The organism is Pseudomonas caspiana (assembly GCF_040224095.2).
In the GTDB taxonomy this organism is placed as follows: Bacteria; Pseudomonadota; Gammaproteobacteria; order Pseudomonadales; family Pseudomonadaceae; genus Aquipseudomonas; species Aquipseudomonas caspiana.
Window position 1 is genome coordinate 4,423,426 of the sequence record NZ_CP167995.1, and the last position, 16,200, is coordinate 4,439,625.

Genomic DNA, 16,200 nt, shown 5'->3' on the forward strand with positions numbered 1-16,200 from the left:
CCTCTGTGTCGAGTTTGTATCCAGTCTGATACTTTCAGGGCGGACTCGCGCCCGAGGGCCTGGGTGGGTAACGCAGGGCATCGACCAATAAGCTGAAAGCGGGCGATGACTGCAGACGGCTCGGGTAGTACAAGTGAAACCCTGGAAATGCAGGACACCAGTCCTCCAGAACCCGGACCAGTCGACCGTCGGACACGTGATGTTTAACAAGCGTCTCGGGGAGATAACCTAACGCTCCCCCGGTCAGACAGGCATCTAACGATTGATAGACACTGTTGACGATTAGCTGCCCGCTAACCTGAATATTCTGGACTTTATCTGCCTTTTCAAACTCCCAGGTATAGAGCCCTCCATGAGTCGGAAATCTGAAATTGATGCAGTTGTGCCCGATTAATTCATTAGGCAACAGCGGGCGTCCCCACCTCTCGAAATAGGCCGGGGTCGCCACAACTGCCATGCGCATATCAGGAGCAATCCGCGTCGCGATCATCCCTTCTGCTACTGACTCGCCGTAACGGACGCCGGCGTCATAACGCTCGGCAACGATATCGACCAGCCGGTAGTCGCAATTGACCTCAACACTGACGTCCGGGTATTGGGCCAGATACTTCTCTAACACTGGCCATAACACGGTATGAAAGCTGAAATCTGCGGCCGTGATACGGATAGTGCCCGCAGGCTTTTCTCGAAGACCAAGGATTTGCTGAAAGTTGGCCTCCATCGCCTCAAAATGAGGATTCATACTGTCATAGAGCGCCTGCCCGGCCTCTGTCAGCGTCACTTTGCGGGTTGTACGGGTCACAAGGCGCAACCCCAGCCTCGCTTCAAAAGCCTTGATGGTGTGGCTCATAGCCGATTGGGAAACCCGAAGCTGTGCAGCAGCTTTGGTGAAGCTACGCTCCCTGGCCACAGCAATAAAAACCAAAAGGTCGTTCGCATTTTCGCGCAGCATACTCGGCTCCTGACTCTACTTCGCCGCAACCCCTTCGATCAGGTACACATCGGTCTTGGCCGAGCGCTGGCGAATTTTGCGCAATTCGTTGTATTCAGGAGAGTTGTACCAGGCCAGGGCTCTTTCCAGAGTGTGGAATTTTATGACCACACGCCGCCGCTCAGGCGCGGCTCCTTCGAGTGAAGTTATTTGCCCCCCGCGAACCACAAATTGGCCACCGTACGGTTTGAAGGTCGACTCGACGTTTGCGCTGTAGGGCTTCATGCCTTGCGGATCGGTAATCTCGAACTCCGCCACGTAATAGGCTGGCAAGGCAACAGCTTCAGCCTGTGCAGCAAATAGCGAAGGGACAATCGCCAATAAAAGCGTAAAGCCAGCCAGGACGAGTCCGAAGATTTTCAGGTGTTTCATCAGTAGGCACTCACAAAAAGATGGGGGATGAACATGCATGAGAGCTTTTAGCGTTGACTCATTATTTTACCGAACCGGCTTCGCACTCATTTGCACAGGCTGAGTTTCTATGAGCTCTCTCGACAAGATCATCGACTTGGTCGTGGTGACATACTTCTGAAAATGAGCGGACGCTATATGACTACGAAAGGCTTCAGCGTTGGCGTATATCTCGAAGAAGTGAATACGGTTGGGATGGTTCTTTTCCGCTACCGAATAAATCGCCAATACACCGGGTTCCAGCTCAATAGACTGTGCCATTTCCTCTTTGACAGCAGCCTGATAAGCCTCAAGCTGCGCCGGGTCGATAACCAGTTGAGCAATCCGTACAACCCTCTCTGCAGGCTCGTCAGCAAAAGCCAATCCAGTTGCTAGAGAAAAAAGAGCCACTGTACCGCGCAGGACCGCCTTCATCATTGACCGTTACTCACACAGAACTTAAGAGCCGCAATCGTACAGTGCGAGATGGCCTGGCATTCATTAGCCCGAAAGATAACAGTTATCAGCGCTCGACCTATCTCCAGCGGCGGGGATTGCCAATACGATTTATATCGGTGGCGTTATCAAATGGTGCCAAAAACTGTCCACCTGCCTCGGTACTGTTGCGACGTTAACTCTATCGCCAGCAACGCTCAGGGAGCGCACTATGAAACGCATTCAATACCACAAGTACGGAGGGCCGGAAGTGATGCAGATCGGCGATTTCGAGCTCTCCGCACCCAGCAAAGGCGAGGTGTCCGTGCACGTGAAGTTCGCGGCTATTAACCCTATTGACTGGAAACTGCGCACTGGACAAATGAAACTCGTCACCGGCCGGAACTTCCCCCGCGCAATGGGCATGGATTTCTCGGGCACGGTTATATCTGTTGGACCTGAGGTCACACGACTCAAGCCAGGAGATGCCGTATTCGGACTTGCCCGCTTCAAAGAAAGCGGCGCCCTTGCTGAAGCTTTGGTCACGAAAGAAACATTCGTGGCCAGAAAGCCAGACAACGTATCGTTCGAGGAAGCTGCATGCCTGGGCACACCCGGTGTCACTGCGTGGAATGGGCTCGTGGACAAGGGCAAACTCCGTGCAGGCCAGCATGTCTTCATCAATGGCTGCTCGGGCGCGGTCGGCAGAGCAGCCGTACAAATCGCCAGACTGTTGGGGGCCACTGTATCGGGTAGTTGCAGCGCCCAGGATATCGAACAAGTACGGACGCTTGGCGTGCAGGACGCCTACGATTACCGCAACATGGAGCTGCAAACGCTCAACCACCAATTCGATATCGTTTATGACACTGCCGCGACCCTTTCAGTAGACGCAGGAATTGCATTGCTTCGCCCAAAGGGAGTGTTCCTGGACTTGAATCCCGGGCTGGGGAAGTTTTTGAGGGCTGTCTATGATCGTCGACTCAAACCCGTTATAGGTTCGCCGCGCGTTGATATCCTGGACAAGCTGGCGGATGCAGCCAGTGCAGGGCAGCTCAGGATTCCAGTGGGTAGAACCGTTCAACTGAGCGGTGCAATCCAGCTTATCGCCGACCTTGAGCAGGGCCATAAATCAGGTGGAAAAGGTCTCGTAGCCTTGGAGCAGTAATGGCCAGAAGTCATCGGCTTTTCGAACTCATGCAGGTGCTTCGCAGACATCGCAGGACAGTGTCAGGCAAGACGCTTGCTAGCGAGTTGGGCGTTTCACTACGCACCATCCGGCGCGATGTGGCAACACTGCAGAGCATGGGTGCAGACATTGATGCCGCGCCAGGCCTTGGCTACGTTCTCAAGCCTGGCTTTCTTTTGCCGCCATTATCTTTTACCGAGGAAGAAATTCAGGCGCTGGCCATCGGCGCGCTTTGGGTCAGCCGCCAGACAGACGACAAACTTGCTCTGGCAGTAGAGAACGCGCTGGCAAAGATCAATGCCGTACTCCCCCTGGATATGCGCCCGAGCCTCGAAGACGAGAGCGTCTACATTGCTCGACCTGCCGATAGCGTCCCGCCGATCGACCTGAGTGAAATCCGCCGCGCCATGCGTGATCAATGCAAGCTAGGCATCAGTCTGGCAATCGAACACCTGCACGCAAAAGATCAGGTTGTATGGCCAATCATGCTGGGGTTCATCGACGGAAAACGCTTCATCAGCGCTTGGTGCGAAATGGACAGCAGATTCCGGGTTATTGATCTGGGAGACGTTGCCAGCGCCCGGAAACTGCCCGAACGCTACCCCGGCAGCCGCCGCCAGCTCATAAAGAAATGGCGAGCCTCGGAGAAGCTGCCTTGCAACAGCCAAGGGGAGAATTGTTGAAGGCGCATACCGCATACACAAGCGCCCGAGTCATCCGAAATGCCATCCCGGAAGAAAACTGCGCCCGTACGCTTGCTGGAGAGCAGGAAAAAAACAAGGCGTGATGTTTCGCCAGACCTGAGCAGGCTTTCACAATCTGCCAGGCAAAAAAAAACCTGAAAATCCTCACTTGCGTGGGCCTTCCAGGTTTTCAAACTGCAAAAAATGGTGGGTCGTGTGGGATTCGAACCTACGACCAATTGGTTAAAAGCCAACTGCTCTACCAACTGAGCTAACGACCCTCTGTTGCGTGGCGCGTATATTACTGATTTATATGAGTAATTCAACACCTAATTTCAATTATTTTAAAAATAACGTGTTGGGTCACTGATTCCAGCGGCTGCGAAGCCTTCTGCACGCAGGCGACAGCTGTCGCATTTGCGGCATGCACGGCCTTGATCATCGGCTTGATAGCAAGAAACGGTGAGACCGTAATCAACACCCAGACGCACGCCTGCCTTGACGATATCGGCCTTGCTCAGATTCTGCAGCGGCGCTTGAATGGTGAAGCCCTGCCCTTCTACGCCGGCTTTGGTGGCGAGGTTGGCCATGCGCTCGAACGACTCGATGAATTCCGGCCTGCAATCCGGGTAACCCGAATAGTCCACTGCATTGACGCCAATGAAGATGTCACGCGCGCCCAGTACTTCTGCCCAGCCCAAAGCCAGGGACAGAAACACCGTGTTGCGTGCCGGTACGTATGTCACCGGAATGCCTTCGCCCGGAGTTTCAGGAACAGCGATGGAATCATCGGTCAGCGCCGAGCCACCAATGCCGTTGAGATTCAGGCCAATGACTTTGTGCTCGACAACGCCCAGATCGCGAGCCACGCGCACGGCGGCGTCCAGTTCGGCACGATGGCGCTGGCCGTAATCGAAGCTCATGGTGTAGCAGGTGTAACCCTGTTCACGGGCCATTGCGACCACTGTGGCCGAGTCGAGGCCGCCAGACAGGAGGATTACCGCTCTTTTTTCAGTCATGGTTGATTCACTCATTTCAGCGCCCTGGCTCATCGTTCCAGAGAAATTTATGCAGCTGCATTTGCAGGCGTACAGGCAGATTGTCGGCGACTATCCAGTCAGCCAAGTCCCGAGCATTCAGCTCGTGATGGCTTGGCGAGAACAACACCTCCCCCGCTCGACGCTCAAGGCCGTACTGGATCAGCTTGGAGACAGCCCAGTCGTAGTCTTCGCGGGAGCAGAGCACAAACTTGACCTGATCGTTAGGCGTCAACAGCTCGATATTCTCGTAGCGGTTGCGAGTGACTTCCATGGACCCTGGCGTTTTCAGGTCCACGACGCGGCTGACGCGCGGATCAACTGCAGAAATATCCAACGCACCGCTGGTCTCCAGGGAGACCTCGTAACCGGCGTCACAGAGGCGCTTGAGCAACGGGATAGCATTGGGCTGAGCCAGCGGTTCGCCGCCAGTCACACAGACATAGCGCGGACGATAATCAGCCACTTGGCCGAGGATGTCATCCAGGGTCTGAATAGTGCCGCCACTGAACGCGTAAGCGCTGTCGCAATACTGGCAACGAAGCGGGCAGCCGGTGAGACGGACAAAAACAGTGGGCAAGCCGGCTGTGCGAGTCTCACCCTGTAAGGAGTAAAAGACTTCGGTGATACGTAACGTTTCTTGCATATGGGCCACGGGCGTAACAGCTAAACAGGCCGTCCGCCTCCGTCAGGCACTTCAAAGCACTTTGCAATCGCAGAATCCAGAGAAGCGTATTTAAAAGTACCGAAAAATCGGGTGCGGAATTCTAACGAAAAAAGCCGCGACAAGCGCGGCTTTCTTGAATAACGGGTCAGAACCTCAAAGGCGCTGAAGGTCCCGCTGTGCCAACTGAGCGGCAGATGTCCCCGGATATTGGGCTACAACCTGCTGCAAAATGCCTTTGACCTTGTCGGTATTACCGAGTCGGCGCTCGACATCAGCGAGCTTATACAGCGAATCAGGCACCTTGGCGTGCTTTGGGTAAAGCTGGCTGACCTTGGCAAACGCCTGACCGGCACCTTGAAGATCACCTTTCGCCAGATTCACTTCACCCAGCCAATACTGAGCGTTGCCCGCGTAGGAGCTGTTTGGGTATTTGCGAAGGAATGCGCCGAAAGCCTGACTGGCTTTATCGAAGTCCTTGGCTTTGATCAGGTCAAAGGCCGCTTCGTAATAAAGCTTTTCCTTGGCTGGATCAGGTGGTTCAGTCCCTGCCGACGGCGCTTGCGCGGCCGGTGCTGCAGGTGTCCCGCTGGCGTTGATGTCGCCGCCCGCAGGTTGAGAATTATTGGAAGCCGCTGCGGCTGCGCCGCCTGCCCCTATGCGTGAATCCAGATCCTGATAACGTTCGAGCGCTTCTTGCTTCATGCGCTGAATATCGTTCTGCTGGACCTCGACCATACCGCGCAAACGCGCGATTTCGTCTTGCATCTGTTGTAGCTGCATGAACAGCTGACCTTGTGCCGAGGGTTGGGCCGTAACCCCTCCCCCGGCATAGGCGCCAGACGTGCCATAACCAGCTGGCGGATAACTGCTGCTGCCAGAGCCAGAATTGTTATCGACCACAGGAACCGCACCCCACGCAGCAAGTGGAAGGGTGAGGGCCAAAACGGTTAGAGCACGTCGGCACGTTCGCATGTCAAATTACTTACGCAGTTCGACGCGACGGTTTTGAGCCCAGGACTGCTCGTCGTTGCCGGTAGCAACTGGACGCTCTTCGCCGTAGGAAACCAGTTCCAGCTGAGCTGGGGAAACACCTTGCAGAACCAGGTAGCGTTGAACGGCTTTCGCACGACGCTCGCCCAGAGCCATGTTGTACTCACGAGTACCACGTTCGTCGGTGTTGCCTTCCAGAACTACGCGAGCGCCGTTGGCTTTCAGGTCCTTGGCGTGTACGTCCAGAGCGCGCAGGGCTTCTGGTTTCAGGTCCGAACTGTCGTATTCGAAGTAGAAGGTGGTGATTGCGCGCAGAGCAGCTTCTTCGCTCAGGCTGCCATCAACGGCACCAGTGTTTGCGCCGTAACCAGCGTTAGGATCAACAGCGCCTTCGCCAGCGTTGTCGCCGCCTTTGGAAGAGCAACCTACAGCTACAGCCATGGCCAGAGCCAGCGCAGCAAATTTACCAAACTTCAGCATTTCCATCGTGAAACTCCTAATGAACCCCAGTGTGTTAAGCAAATCTTTTTGTGTAGCGCCGCGTCAGTTCAGGTAAGGGGACCAGGAAGGTTCTCTGACTTCGCCTTGAGCGGTAGGAAGCGGGAGCCTTACGCGTCCATTAATGGACACGAGCATCAAGACTCCCCGGCCCTGCTGGCGGGTGGCGTAGATTACCATGGTGCCGTTGGGCGCAACAGTAGGCGACTCATCAAGGTTGCTGTCTGTGAGGATTTTTACACTTCCGCGAGCCAAATCCTGCACTGCCACCTTGAAATTAGTGAAGCCGTCCTGCCGGTGAATCATTACCAGCGTCTTTTCATCAGCTGACAATTTCGGGTTGGCGTTGTAGTTACCGACGAAAGTTACTCGTTCAGCACCACCACCATTAATATTTGTCTTGTAAATCTGCGGCTTGCCGCCACGGTCCGACGTGAAGTACAGCGTCGAGCCATCTTTACCGAAGAACGGTTCTGTATCAATAGACGAATCGTTAGTTACGCGACTCAACTGACGCGAAGCCAGATTCATCACATAAACTTCCGGGTTACCGTCCTTCGACAACACGAACGCCAGCTTCGTGCCATCAGGCGACCATGCCGGTGCGCCATTGAGGCCTTCGAAGTTGGTGATCTGCTCGCGGCGACCGGTATCGATGTGCTGAACGAAAATGCGCGGACGCTTCTGCTCAAACGATACGTAAGCAATACGCTTGCCATCCGGTGCAAAACGCGGCGACAGGATTGGCTCACGAGATTGCAACAGAGTCACTGCGCGGGCACCGTCGTAATCCGAACGCTGCAGCGTGAAGCGGGTGTTGTTCTCGGAGAAGCGCTCGGCCGTCACGTACAGCATGCGGGTAGAAAATGCGCCCTTGATGCCGGTCAGTTTCTCGAACGACTGGTCCGCAATGTAGTGCGACATGTCACGCAGTTGATCAGTGGTGCCGGAAACATTACCGGTCAGTACCTGCTGCTCGGTCGCTACGTTGAACAGCGCATATTGCACCTGCAGGCGACCGCCGGCAGGAACGATATTACCGACCATCACGTACTGCGCACCCAACGCCTTCCAGTCACGGAAAATGACTTCGCTGGCCTGGCTTGGCTGGCTGATCATGTTCTGGCGGGCAATCGGCGCGTAGTAACCGGAGTTACGCAGATCATTGCCGATGATTTCCGACATGTCCTCAGGCAGTACGTTGCCACCCTGCCATCCAAAAGGCACTACCGCGATGGGCGTGGCACGGTCACTGCCACTGGTGACCAGAATATTCTTCTCTTCTGCGCCAACCATACCGGCGGCACAGCAGAGAACGACTACTAGTAGTCCTCGAAAAAGCTTGATCACAAGGCTAGATCTCCAGGTGTAAATGTCATCTTGAATGAACGATAGGGAGCGAAGTCCGCGGCCTTCATACCCTGCATTTCTGTCAAACGGCCAATATTCTTGACTGCTGCGACTGCTGAACTGTCAAACGGCCCGTCTCCACTGGACTTGGCAACCGATACCGAGGCAATGGTGCCATCCGGCAACATACCAATCTGCAGCGTAACGGACATGTTGTTACGTGCTGATGGTGGTCGACTCCAGCCTTCAGAGGCACGAACACGAATCAGATCGTCGAAACTGCCCGCAACTTCATCGCCCTGCTCATCCGCCAACGCCTGCTGCCGTTCCGGTTTATCGGACAGCAAGTCAGCCAAGGCCTGAGCCTTTTTGTCTTCAGCAGATTTACGAGCTGCGTCTTGCGCCTTCTTGGCCGCATCGGCAGTGGCTTTTTTCTTCGCGTCGTCAGCCGCTTTCTTCTTCGCGTCTTCGGCTGCCTTTTTCTTGGCATCCTCAGCCGCTTTTTTCTTCGCATCGTCGGCGGCCTGTTTCTTGGCTTCCTCGGCTGCAGCTTTCTTGGCGTCTTCCTCGGCCTTTTTCTTGGCGTCGTCTTCAGCTTTCTTTTTAGCTATATCGGCCAACTGTTTTTCTTCAGCTTTTTTCGCGTCAGCCTTCTTGGCTTCATCAGCTTTTTTCGCTTCGTCGGCCTTTTTCGCTTCCGCCGCTTTCTGCGCTGCTTCTTCAGCCTTCTGTTCTTCCGCTTTTTGAGCAGCCTCTTCTTTCTTTTGTTCCGCAGCTTTTACAGCTTCCTGCTTTTCCTGCTCGACTTTCTTCTGTTCCAGCTGCTCGACTTCAGTCTGTCGTGCAGCGGTCTTTTTCGCCTCGCCGGCAATTTTCTGGTTGGTCTGGGTCGTCGCCTGACTCTTGGACTTGAGCTGGTACAGGGTCGCCTGCACGATAGGCTTGGCTTCCGGCAACTCCGGAGTCATGGCAAAGCTGACGAACAGCAAGCCAAAAATCAGGACATGCAACGCCACGGCCCAGACACTAGGCCAGAAATAATTCTCCGAGGCGGACGGCTCTCGAATTGGCTGCATCAGGGGGCCTCAGTAATCAAGCCGACATTCCCGACCCCTGCCTTCTGCAGCCCACCCATGGTGCCCATGACCGAACCGTAATCCACGGTTTTGTCGCCACGAATGAAAACCTGCGTCTGCTTGCCGGCTTCACGCCCGGCGGCAACGATTTTGGTCACGGCCGAGGTCAGTTGTGGCAAGGTCATAGCCTTGTCCATCTGCTTGTCGGTGTCGACTTCGCTGCCAAGGTTCCAGTAGTAGGTCTTGTCAGCCTTGATCGAAATGGTCAGGACCTGATTGTTGTTGTCTTGCGGCAAAGCCTCACTGGAGACTTTGGGCAAGTCGACTTTCACGCCCTGATTGATCATGGGAGCGGTGACCATGAAGATGACCAGCAGCACCAACATCACGTCGATGTAAGGCACTACGTTCATTTCGGCGACCGGCTTGCGTTTTCTGCGGCGATCTCGAGCGATTAAAGCCATTGGGAATTACCTGCTCACTCTTCGCTGGTGTGCACTTTACGGTGCAGGATGGCCTGGAATTCCTCGGCGAAGGTGTAGTAACGACTAATCAAGGTTTCGCTGCGAGCGGCAAAACGGTTGTAGGCGATTACTGCAGGGATCGCCGCGAACAGGCCAATGGCTGTTGCGATCAGTGCTTCGGCAATGCCGGGTGCAACGGTGGCGAGTGTCGCCTGTTGCGCCGTGGCCAGACCGCGGAAGGAGTTCATGATCCCCCAGACGGTACCGAACAAGCCGATGTACGGGCTGACGGAGCCAACGGTGGCCAGATAAGGCAGACCCGATTCGAGTTTCTCTTCCTCACGCGAGATGGCAACACGCATGGCACGAGCCACGCCTTCCATCACGGCCTCTGGATCGACACCTGCCTGCTGACGCAGACGCGAGAACTCTTTGAAGCCGGCGCGGAAGATCTGCTCCACACCCGAATCAGGGTCTGGATTGCTGCCCGCCTGACGGTACAGTTTGGACAGATCGATACCGGACCAGAAACGCTCCTCGAAGCTGTCCAATGCCCGGCGCCCAGCACGCAGCATGTTGCTGCGCTGAAAAATCATGATCCATGAAGTGACTGAAGCAGCCACCAGGATCAGCATGACCAACTGAACGACAATGCTGGCATTACTGACCAAACTCCACATGGAGGAATGGTCGACGACGTTAGCTTCCACGCTTGCTCTCCTGCTCTGTATGTGTGCCCGCGCCGCCCTGGGCGGCAATGGCCGCACGCAGAGCTTCGGGAATGGCCCGGGGTTTCAAACTATCGGCGTTTACACACGCCACCAAAAACTGCCCCTCACAGAGCAGCGTTGCATCCGCAGCCCGTCTGACTTCTTGTTTGAAGCGCAGACTGACACGGTTCAATTCGATTACTTCAGCGCTTACCAGCAATTCGTCGTCCAGTCGCGCCGGCTTGTGATAACGAGCCTCGCTGGAATGTACAACGAACAACAGGCCTTCCTTCGCCATCGAGGATTGGGCAAAACCCGACTCTCGCAGCCGCTCGGTACGAGCCCGCTCCATGAATTTCAGATAATTGACGTAGTAGACGATGCCGCCTGCATCGGTGTCCTCGTAATAAACGCGACAGCGATGTGCGAACGACTGAACCCCGTTTTGCGCGCGCATACTCTAGTGCTTACTCCTCAGGTTGCCAATCCGCCACGGCAACTGTTTTTCAACGTTTTACCGGTTATTTCCTGTCGGCCTGACTCAGCTGCCAGTCTGACCGCGCAAACCCTGAATAAATCAGTGTTTTGCGCTTTTTTAAATGTCTTCATCTGCAACAAATTGTTCGGTGCCCGGCATCTCGCCCATTCGCGAAGGAATGTTAAGACCGAAGTGCAGGTAGGCGTGTCGCGTTACAACCCGGCCCCGTGGTGTGCGCATGATATAGCCTTGCTGGATCAAATAGGGTTCCAGCACATCTTCAATGGTGTGACGCTCCTCGCTGATGGCCGCCGCGAGGCTGTCGACACCCACCGGACCGCCATCGAACTTCTCGATCATGGTCAGCAGCAAACGCCGATCCTGATGATCGAAACCGCGCTCGTCGACATCCAGCAGGTTGAGGGCAAGGTCGGCGATAGCCTTGGTGATCTCGCCCTTGCCACGTACTTCGGCGAAATCCCGCACCCGGCGCAGCAGGCGATTGGCAATACGCGGTGTACCGCGGGCACGGCGAGCGATTTCAAAAGCGCCCTCCGGCTCGATCGGCAAACCGAGAATACCTGCCGAGCGCGAGACGATAGTTGCCAGATCGGCAGTGCTGTAGAACTCCAGACGCTGCACGATCCCGAAACGATCACGCAACGGGTTGGTCAGCATGCCCGCCCGAGTCGTCGCACCTACCAACGTGAACGGCGGCAAATCGAGCTTGATCGAGCGCGCCGCCGGCCCCTCACCGATCATGATATCGAGCTGAAAATCTTCCATCGCCGGGTAAAGGACTTCTTCCACGATGGGCGAAAGCCGGTGTATCTCATCAATGAACAACACATCGTTGGGTTCGAGGTTGGTCAGAATCGCGGCAAGGTCGCCCGGGCGCTCCAGCACCGGGCCGGAGGTGCTCTTGATCGATACCGACATTTCCTGGGCGATAATATTGGCCAGCGTGGTCTTGCCCAGACCGGGCGGACCGAAGATCAGCGTATGGTCGAGTGCTTCGTTACGACCGCGAGCCGCCTGGATAAACAACTCCATCTGCTCGCGCACAGTCGGCTGACCAATATAGTCAGCAAGGCTCAGAGGGCGAATGGCGCGATCAATCTGTTCATCACGATCACGGCCGCCGGTGGCGGTAATCAGGCGGTCAGCATCAATCACTTAAGCCATTCCCTTCAAGGCACGTCGAATCAAATCTGCACTGCTCAAATCTTTTTCCTTGATGGCGGAAACCGCCTTGCTCGCTTCCTGAGGCTTATAGCCCAGAGAGATAAGGGCGCTGACCGCATCGTTTTCGGCCGTTGCCACCGGTTCCGGCGCATTTGGCCCATTGGAAACCAGAGCGAAGGTCCCCGGCAGGGTTTCCCAAGCCTTGAAGCGATCCTTCAGTTCGACGAGCAAGCGTTCCGCAGTCTTTTTACCGACACCCGGAATACGCGTCAAAGCCGAAGTGTCCTGAGCCTGAACGCACCGCACCAGTTCATCAACCTCCAGACCCGACATCAAAGCCAGAGCCAGCTTTGGACCGACCCCATTGAGGCGTATCAACTCACGAAACAGCTCGCGCTCACGCTTTTCATAAAAGCCGTACAACAGGTGCGCATCCTCACGGACGACCAGATGCGTATGCAGCGTCACCGGCTCGCCGACATGCGGCAAGCGGTAAAGCGTGGTCATCGGGACCTCGATCTCATAGCCAACGCCATTTACATCAAGCACCAGATGCGGCGGCTGTTTCTCAGCCAAAAAGCCGCGTAAGCGTCCAATCACGTATCAAATCCTTTCGTATTGCCGGTCAGGCCACGTACCGGCGCGAAATAATGTCCGCAATCATTGCAGGCATGACACAGCCTGCAAGCAGAATTGTTAAAGCAGATGATGCTACCAGAGACGCAGCATCTCTATCGCAAGCATTAGAGGCGAAGCCGACCACCGCGACTGCGGGCAGTGTTCAGACCATGAGGGATCAGGCTTGAACGCGTGTGCGCATGGCACAAGGCAATCGCCAAAGCGTCGGAAGCGTCTATCTGTGGTTTTTGGGTCAATTTGAGCAAATGCATGACCATCATCATCACTTGCTCTTTATTCGCGCCCCCGGTTCCTGCGACCGCCTGCTTGACCTGAGTCGCCGAATACTCAGAAATCTCCAGCCCCTCCTCTGCGCCCGCAACAATCGCGGCACCCCGTGCCTGACCCAACTTGAGAGCCGAGTCGGCATTGCGCGCCATAAAGACCTTTTCAATGCCCATGGTCACAGGGCCGTAGGTTTGAATGACTTCCCGCACCCCACGAAACACGATCTGCAAGCGTTCATGCAGCTCGCCACTGCCCGTACGAATACAGCCCGACGCCACATAAACACAGCCACGCCCGGTATCTCGCACCACGCCGTAACCGGTGATTCGTGAACCGGGGTCAATACCAAGAATAAGAGTCATAACGCCTGCAGCTTGAGAAGTGTTGCCCAGCAAAGGTCGCAGCATAAAGGCAGAAGCCGGAGGCCGATAGCGATGTTGGTAACATCGTTATCGGCCTCCGGCTTCGCATTCAAGACCAACAGCTGCCTGTCAGCCCAATTGCTCCATGACCTCGTCCGGGATTTCCGCATTGGAATAGACGTTCTGTACGTCATCCAGGTCTTCGAGCATGTCGATCAGTTTGAGCACCTTCTCTGCTGTTTCCAGATCAAGGACCGCACTGGTCGTTGGCAGCATGACGATTTCGGCATCCGTCGCAGTGAAACCAGCCGCTTCGAGCGCGTTACGCACCGCGTAGAAACCAGCGAACGAGGTAAAAACATCAATACTGCCGTCCTCATTGGTGACGACATCATCGGCGTCCGCCTCCATCGCGGCCTCGATCAAGGAGTCTTCATCAACACCAGCAGCAAAAGATACCTGACCTTTGCGATCAAACAGGTAAGCAACAGAGCCATCGGTACCCAGGTTACCGCCGCACTTGGTGAACGCATGGCGCACAGCTGCTGCAGTACGATTGCGATTGTCAGTCATGGTTTCCACCATGATAGCCACGCCACCCGGGCCGTAGCCTTCGTAACCCAGCTCTTCGACATCATCACCGTCTGCCGCACCAGTACCGCGTGCCACTGCGCGATCAATGGTGTCACGGGTCATGTTCGCACCAAGCGCCTTGTCCAGCGCCAGGCGCAGGCGAGGATTGGAGCCGGGATCACCACCACCCTGACGGGCAGCGACGGTCAGCTCACGGATCCACTTGGTGAAAATCTTGCCTTTCTTGGCATCCTGACGCTCTTTGCGGTGCTTGATGTTCGCCCACTTAGAATGACCTGCCATATCTCGCTCCAGATTCTTTTTTCAAACACCTTCACCTTTCGCCCAACTATAAACAGGCAAAAGGGTTTACTTGATCGGGGGTGTAACCAGCGAGGCGCGTTCACGTCGAATGACGGAACGCGCCTTTGCGGGCGTTACTCAGCCTTCGGCTGTTCACGCAAACGGATGTGCAGTTCACGCAGCGCCTTGGCATCCACGACACCAGGAGCCTGGGTCATGACGTCCGCAGCACTCTGGGTTTTCGGGAAGGCGATCACTTCACGGATAGACTGCGCGCCGGTCATCAGCATCACCAGACGATCCAGACCGAACGCCAGACCACCGTGCGGCGGCGCGCCGTACTTCAGGGCGTCGAGCAGGAAGCCGAACTTCTCCTGCTGCTCGTCTTCGGCGATACCCAGCAAGCGGAAAACCGCCTGTTGCATTTCCTTGCGGTGGATACGAATCGATCCGCCACCCAGCTCGGTGCCGTTGAGCACCATGTCGTAGGCACGGGACAGAGCGGTTGCCGGATTGGCTTCCAGTTCTTCCGGGGTGCACTTCGGCGCAGTGAACGGGTGGTGCAGTGCAGTGAAACTGCCGTCGTCGTTCTCTTCGAACATCGGGAAGTCAACGACCCACATAGGTGCCCACTCGCAGGTGTGCAGTTTGAAGTCGTTACCCACCTTGATACGCAACGCGCCAAGGGCTTCGCTGACAATCTTGGCTTTGTCCGCGCCGAAGAACACGATATCGCCATCTACCGCGCCAACACGATCAAGGATCACGTTGAGGTTGGCTTCCGGGATGTTCTTGACGATTGGCGACTGCAGACCTTCAACACCGGCAGCGCGCTCGTTGACCTTGATGTACGCCAGGCCCTTGGCACCGTAGATGCTGACGAACTTGGTGTAGTCGTCGATCTGCTTACGCGGAATGCTCGCCCCGCCCGGAACGCGCAAAGCCGCAATACGGCATTTCGGATCGTTGGCCGGGCCGCTGAACACTTTGAATTCGACGTCCTTGAGCTGATCGGCAACGTCAACCAGTTCCAGCGGGTTACGCAGGTCTGGTTTGTCGGAACCGTAACGGCGCATGGCTTCTGCGAATGTCATGTGCGGGAAATCACCGAACTCCAGGTCCAGTACTTCCTTGAACAGCTGACGAATCATCTTCTCGGTCAAGCCGATGATGTCTTCTTCATTGAGGAAGCTGGTCTCGATGTCGATCTGGGTGAACTCCGGCTGGCGGTCGGCACGCAGGTCTTCATCACGGAAGCATTTGGCGATCTGGTAGTAGCGGTCAAAACCGGCAACCATCAACAGTTGCTTGAACAACTGCGGGGATTGCGGCAGGGCAAAGAAGCTGCCTGGGTGTGTGCGGCTAGGCACGAGATAGTCGCGAGCGCCTTCCGGAGTCGCGCGAGTCAGGATCGGCGTCTCGACATCAAGGAAGCCGTTGTCATCCAGGTAGCGACGAATACTGGTAGTGATGCGCGAACGCAGACGCAGCTTCTCGGCCATTTCCGGACGACGCAGGTCGATGAAACGATAGCGCAGACGGGTTTCTTCACCGACATCGGAATATTCGTTGAGCGGAAACGGCGGGGTCTCCGACTCGTTCAATACTTCCAGCTCGTAGCCAAGCACTTCGATGGCGCCGGACGCCATGTTCGCGTTGACCGCGCCAGCCGGACGAGCACGCACCTTACCCGTGAGCTTGACGACATATTCGCTACGAACGCGGTCTGCAACAGCAAAGGTATCGGCACGATCAGGATCGAACACCACCTGAGCCATACCTTCACGATCGCGGATGTCGAGAAAAATCACACCCCCGTGGTCGCGACGGCGGTGGACCCATCCGCAAAGGGTAATTTCCTGACCTTCCAGGCTCTCGTTCAATTGGCCGCAATAATGGCTGCGCATCATGAT

The 16,200-nt window shown here is 55.8% G+C and carries 19 protein-coding genes and 1 tRNA gene; 2 read left to right on the forward strand and 18 right to left on the reverse strand.

Annotated elements, in window-relative coordinates; genetic code table 11:
* Positions 1–34: 34 nt before the first annotated feature.
* From ABRP31_RS19995 to ABRP31_RS20005, 3 genes are all read right to left on the reverse strand, one after another.
* Positions 35–952, reverse strand: coding sequence for a LysR family transcriptional regulator (locus ABRP31_RS19995; protein WP_349970230.1), 918 nt, complete (start codon positions 950–952; stop codon positions 35–37).
* Between the two features lie 15 nt (positions 953–967).
* The gene (locus ABRP31_RS20000; protein WP_349970231.1) at positions 968–1,363 is read right to left on the reverse strand and encodes a DUF1330 domain-containing protein; all 396 of its coding nucleotides are present in this window, start codon (positions 1,361–1,363) and stop codon (positions 968–970) included.
* 66 nt (positions 1,364–1,429) lie between these two features.
* Positions 1,430–1,819 carry an antibiotic biosynthesis monooxygenase gene (locus ABRP31_RS20005; protein ID WP_349970233.1) on the reverse strand — a complete coding sequence of 130 codons (390 nt, stop codon included), beginning with the start codon at positions 1,817–1,819 and terminating at the stop codon, positions 1,430–1,432.
* A gap of 229 nt (positions 1,820–2,048) precedes the next feature.
* Between ABRP31_RS20005 and ABRP31_RS20010 the strand changes: the two genes are divergently transcribed.
* A complete protein-coding gene (locus ABRP31_RS20010) occupies positions 2,049–2,984 on the forward strand; it encodes an NAD(P)-dependent alcohol dehydrogenase (protein ID WP_349970234.1) in 936 nt (311 codons plus the stop codon).
* Complete coding sequence (locus ABRP31_RS20015; RefSeq protein WP_349970236.1) at positions 2,984–3,688, forward strand: YafY family protein; 705 nt, start codon at positions 2,984–2,986, stop codon at positions 3,686–3,688. Before ABRP31_RS20010 ends, ABRP31_RS20015 begins: the two co-directional genes overlap by 1 nt.
* A 205-nt stretch (positions 3,689–3,893) precedes the next feature.
* Here the strand turns inward: ABRP31_RS20015 and ABRP31_RS20020 are convergent.
* From ABRP31_RS20020 to aspS, 15 genes are all read right to left on the reverse strand, one after another.
* A tRNA-Lys gene (locus tag ABRP31_RS20020) sits at positions 3,894–3,969 on the reverse strand.
* A gap of 63 nt (positions 3,970–4,032) precedes the next feature.
* Positions 4,033–4,707 (reverse strand): 7-cyano-7-deazaguanine synthase QueC, encoded by a 675-nt coding sequence (gene queC, locus ABRP31_RS20025; protein ID WP_167384402.1) that lies wholly within the window; start codon positions 4,705–4,707, stop codon positions 4,033–4,035.
* 16 nt (positions 4,708–4,723) lie between these two features.
* Positions 4,724–5,371 carry a 7-carboxy-7-deazaguanine synthase QueE gene (gene queE, locus ABRP31_RS20030; protein WP_349970238.1) on the reverse strand — a complete coding sequence of 216 codons (648 nt, stop codon included), beginning with the start codon at positions 5,369–5,371 and terminating at the stop codon, positions 4,724–4,726.
* 174 nt (positions 5,372–5,545) lie between these two features.
* On the reverse strand, positions 5,546–6,364 hold the full coding sequence (gene ybgF / locus ABRP31_RS20035) for a tol-pal system protein YbgF (protein ID WP_087274347.1): 819 nt from the start codon (positions 6,362–6,364) through the stop codon (positions 5,546–5,548).
* Between the two features lie 6 nt (positions 6,365–6,370).
* Positions 6,371–6,868, reverse strand: coding sequence for a peptidoglycan-associated lipoprotein Pal (gene pal, locus ABRP31_RS20040; protein ID WP_087274349.1), 498 nt, complete (start codon positions 6,866–6,868; stop codon positions 6,371–6,373).
* Between the two features lie 57 nt (positions 6,869–6,925).
* Complete coding sequence (tolB, locus tag ABRP31_RS20045; RefSeq protein WP_238599649.1) at positions 6,926–8,176, reverse strand: Tol-Pal system beta propeller repeat protein TolB; 1,251 nt, start codon at positions 8,174–8,176, stop codon at positions 6,926–6,928.
* A 50-nt stretch (positions 8,177–8,226) separates the two neighbouring features.
* The gene (tolA, locus tag ABRP31_RS20050) at positions 8,227–9,306 is read right to left on the reverse strand and encodes a cell envelope integrity protein TolA (RefSeq protein WP_349970240.1); all 1,080 of its coding nucleotides are present in this window, start codon (positions 9,304–9,306) and stop codon (positions 8,227–8,229) included.
* Positions 9,306–9,770, reverse strand: coding sequence for a protein TolR (gene tolR, locus ABRP31_RS20055; protein ID WP_032630699.1), 465 nt, complete (start codon positions 9,768–9,770; stop codon positions 9,306–9,308). The genes tolA and tolR overlap by 1 nt, the downstream gene beginning before the upstream one ends.
* 14 nt (positions 9,771–9,784) lie before the next feature.
* Positions 9,785–10,480 (reverse strand): protein TolQ, encoded by a 696-nt coding sequence (gene tolQ, locus ABRP31_RS20060; protein ID WP_087274354.1) that lies wholly within the window; start codon positions 10,478–10,480, stop codon positions 9,785–9,787.
* A complete protein-coding gene (gene ybgC, locus ABRP31_RS20065) occupies positions 10,470–10,937 on the reverse strand; it encodes a tol-pal system-associated acyl-CoA thioesterase (RefSeq protein WP_349970241.1) in 468 nt (155 codons plus the stop codon). Before ybgC ends, tolQ begins: the two co-directional genes overlap by 11 nt.
* Positions 10,938–11,075: 138 nt before the next feature.
* A complete protein-coding gene (gene ruvB, locus ABRP31_RS20070; protein ID WP_087274357.1) occupies positions 11,076–12,134 on the reverse strand; it encodes a Holliday junction branch migration DNA helicase RuvB in 1,059 nt (352 codons plus the stop codon).
* Positions 12,135–12,743: a Holliday junction branch migration protein RuvA gene (gene ruvA, locus ABRP31_RS20075; RefSeq protein WP_087274359.1), complete on the reverse strand. Its 609-nt coding sequence runs from the start codon at positions 12,741–12,743 to the stop codon at positions 12,135–12,137.
* 143 nt (positions 12,744–12,886) lie between these two features.
* The gene (gene ruvC / locus ABRP31_RS20080; RefSeq protein ID WP_349970243.1) at positions 12,887–13,411 is read right to left on the reverse strand and encodes a crossover junction endodeoxyribonuclease RuvC; all 525 of its coding nucleotides are present in this window, start codon (positions 13,409–13,411) and stop codon (positions 12,887–12,889) included.
* A 129-nt stretch (positions 13,412–13,540) separates the two neighbouring features.
* A complete protein-coding gene (locus ABRP31_RS20085) occupies positions 13,541–14,287 on the reverse strand; it encodes a YebC/PmpR family DNA-binding transcriptional regulator (RefSeq protein WP_349970245.1) in 747 nt (248 codons plus the stop codon).
* Positions 14,288–14,421: 134 nt separating this feature from the next.
* A complete protein-coding gene (gene aspS, locus ABRP31_RS20090; RefSeq protein ID WP_349970247.1) occupies positions 14,422–16,197 on the reverse strand; it encodes an aspartate--tRNA ligase in 1,776 nt (591 codons plus the stop codon).
* Positions 16,198–16,200: the final 3 nt, after the last annotated feature.

Coding starts and splice junctions, on each gene's coding strand:
- ABRP31_RS19995 (WP_349970230.1), bottom strand. CDS start 952: ATGCTGCGCGAAAATGCGAACGACCTTTTGGTTTTTATTGCTGTGGCC.
- ABRP31_RS20000 (WP_349970231.1), bottom strand. CDS start 1,363: ATGAAACACCTGAAAATCTTCGGACTCGTCCTGGCTGGCTTTACGCTT.
- ABRP31_RS20005 (WP_349970233.1), bottom strand. CDS start 1,819: ATGATGAAGGCGGTCCTGCGCGGTACAGTGGCTCTTTTTTCTCTAGCA.
- ABRP31_RS20010 (WP_349970234.1), top strand. CDS start 2,049: ATGAAACGCATTCAATACCACAAGTACGGAGGGCCGGAAGTGATGCAG.
- ABRP31_RS20015 (WP_349970236.1), top strand. CDS start 2,984: ATGGCCAGAAGTCATCGGCTTTTCGAACTCATGCAGGTGCTTCGCAGA.
- queC (WP_167384402.1), bottom strand. CDS start 4,707: ATGACTGAAAAAAGAGCGGTAATCCTCCTGTCTGGCGGCCTCGACTCG.
- queE (WP_349970238.1), bottom strand. CDS start 5,371: ATGCAAGAAACGTTACGTATCACCGAAGTCTTTTACTCCTTACAGGGT.
- ybgF (WP_087274347.1), bottom strand. CDS start 6,364: ATGCGAACGTGCCGACGTGCTCTAACCGTTTTGGCCCTCACCCTTCCA.
- pal (WP_087274349.1), bottom strand. CDS start 6,868: ATGGAAATGCTGAAGTTTGGTAAATTTGCTGCGCTGGCTCTGGCCATG.
- tolB (WP_238599649.1), bottom strand. CDS start 8,176: ATGGTTGGCGCAGAAGAGAAGAATATTCTGGTCACCAGTGGCAGTGAC.
- tolA (WP_349970240.1), bottom strand. CDS start 9,306: ATGCAGCCAATTCGAGAGCCGTCCGCCTCGGAGAATTATTTCTGGCCT.
- tolR (WP_032630699.1), bottom strand. CDS start 9,770: ATGGCTTTAATCGCTCGAGATCGCCGCAGAAAACGCAAGCCGGTCGCC.
- ybgC (WP_349970241.1), bottom strand. CDS start 10,937: ATGCGCGCGCAAAACGGGGTTCAGTCGTTCGCACATCGCTGTCGCGTT.
- ruvC (WP_349970243.1), bottom strand. CDS start 13,411: ATGACTCTTATTCTTGGTATTGACCCCGGTTCACGAATCACCGGTTAC.
- ABRP31_RS20085 (WP_349970245.1), bottom strand. CDS start 14,287: ATGGCAGGTCATTCTAAGTGGGCGAACATCAAGCACCGCAAAGAGCGT.
- aspS (WP_349970247.1), bottom strand. CDS start 16,197: ATGATGCGCAGCCATTATTGCGGCCAATTGAACGAGAGCCTGGAAGGT.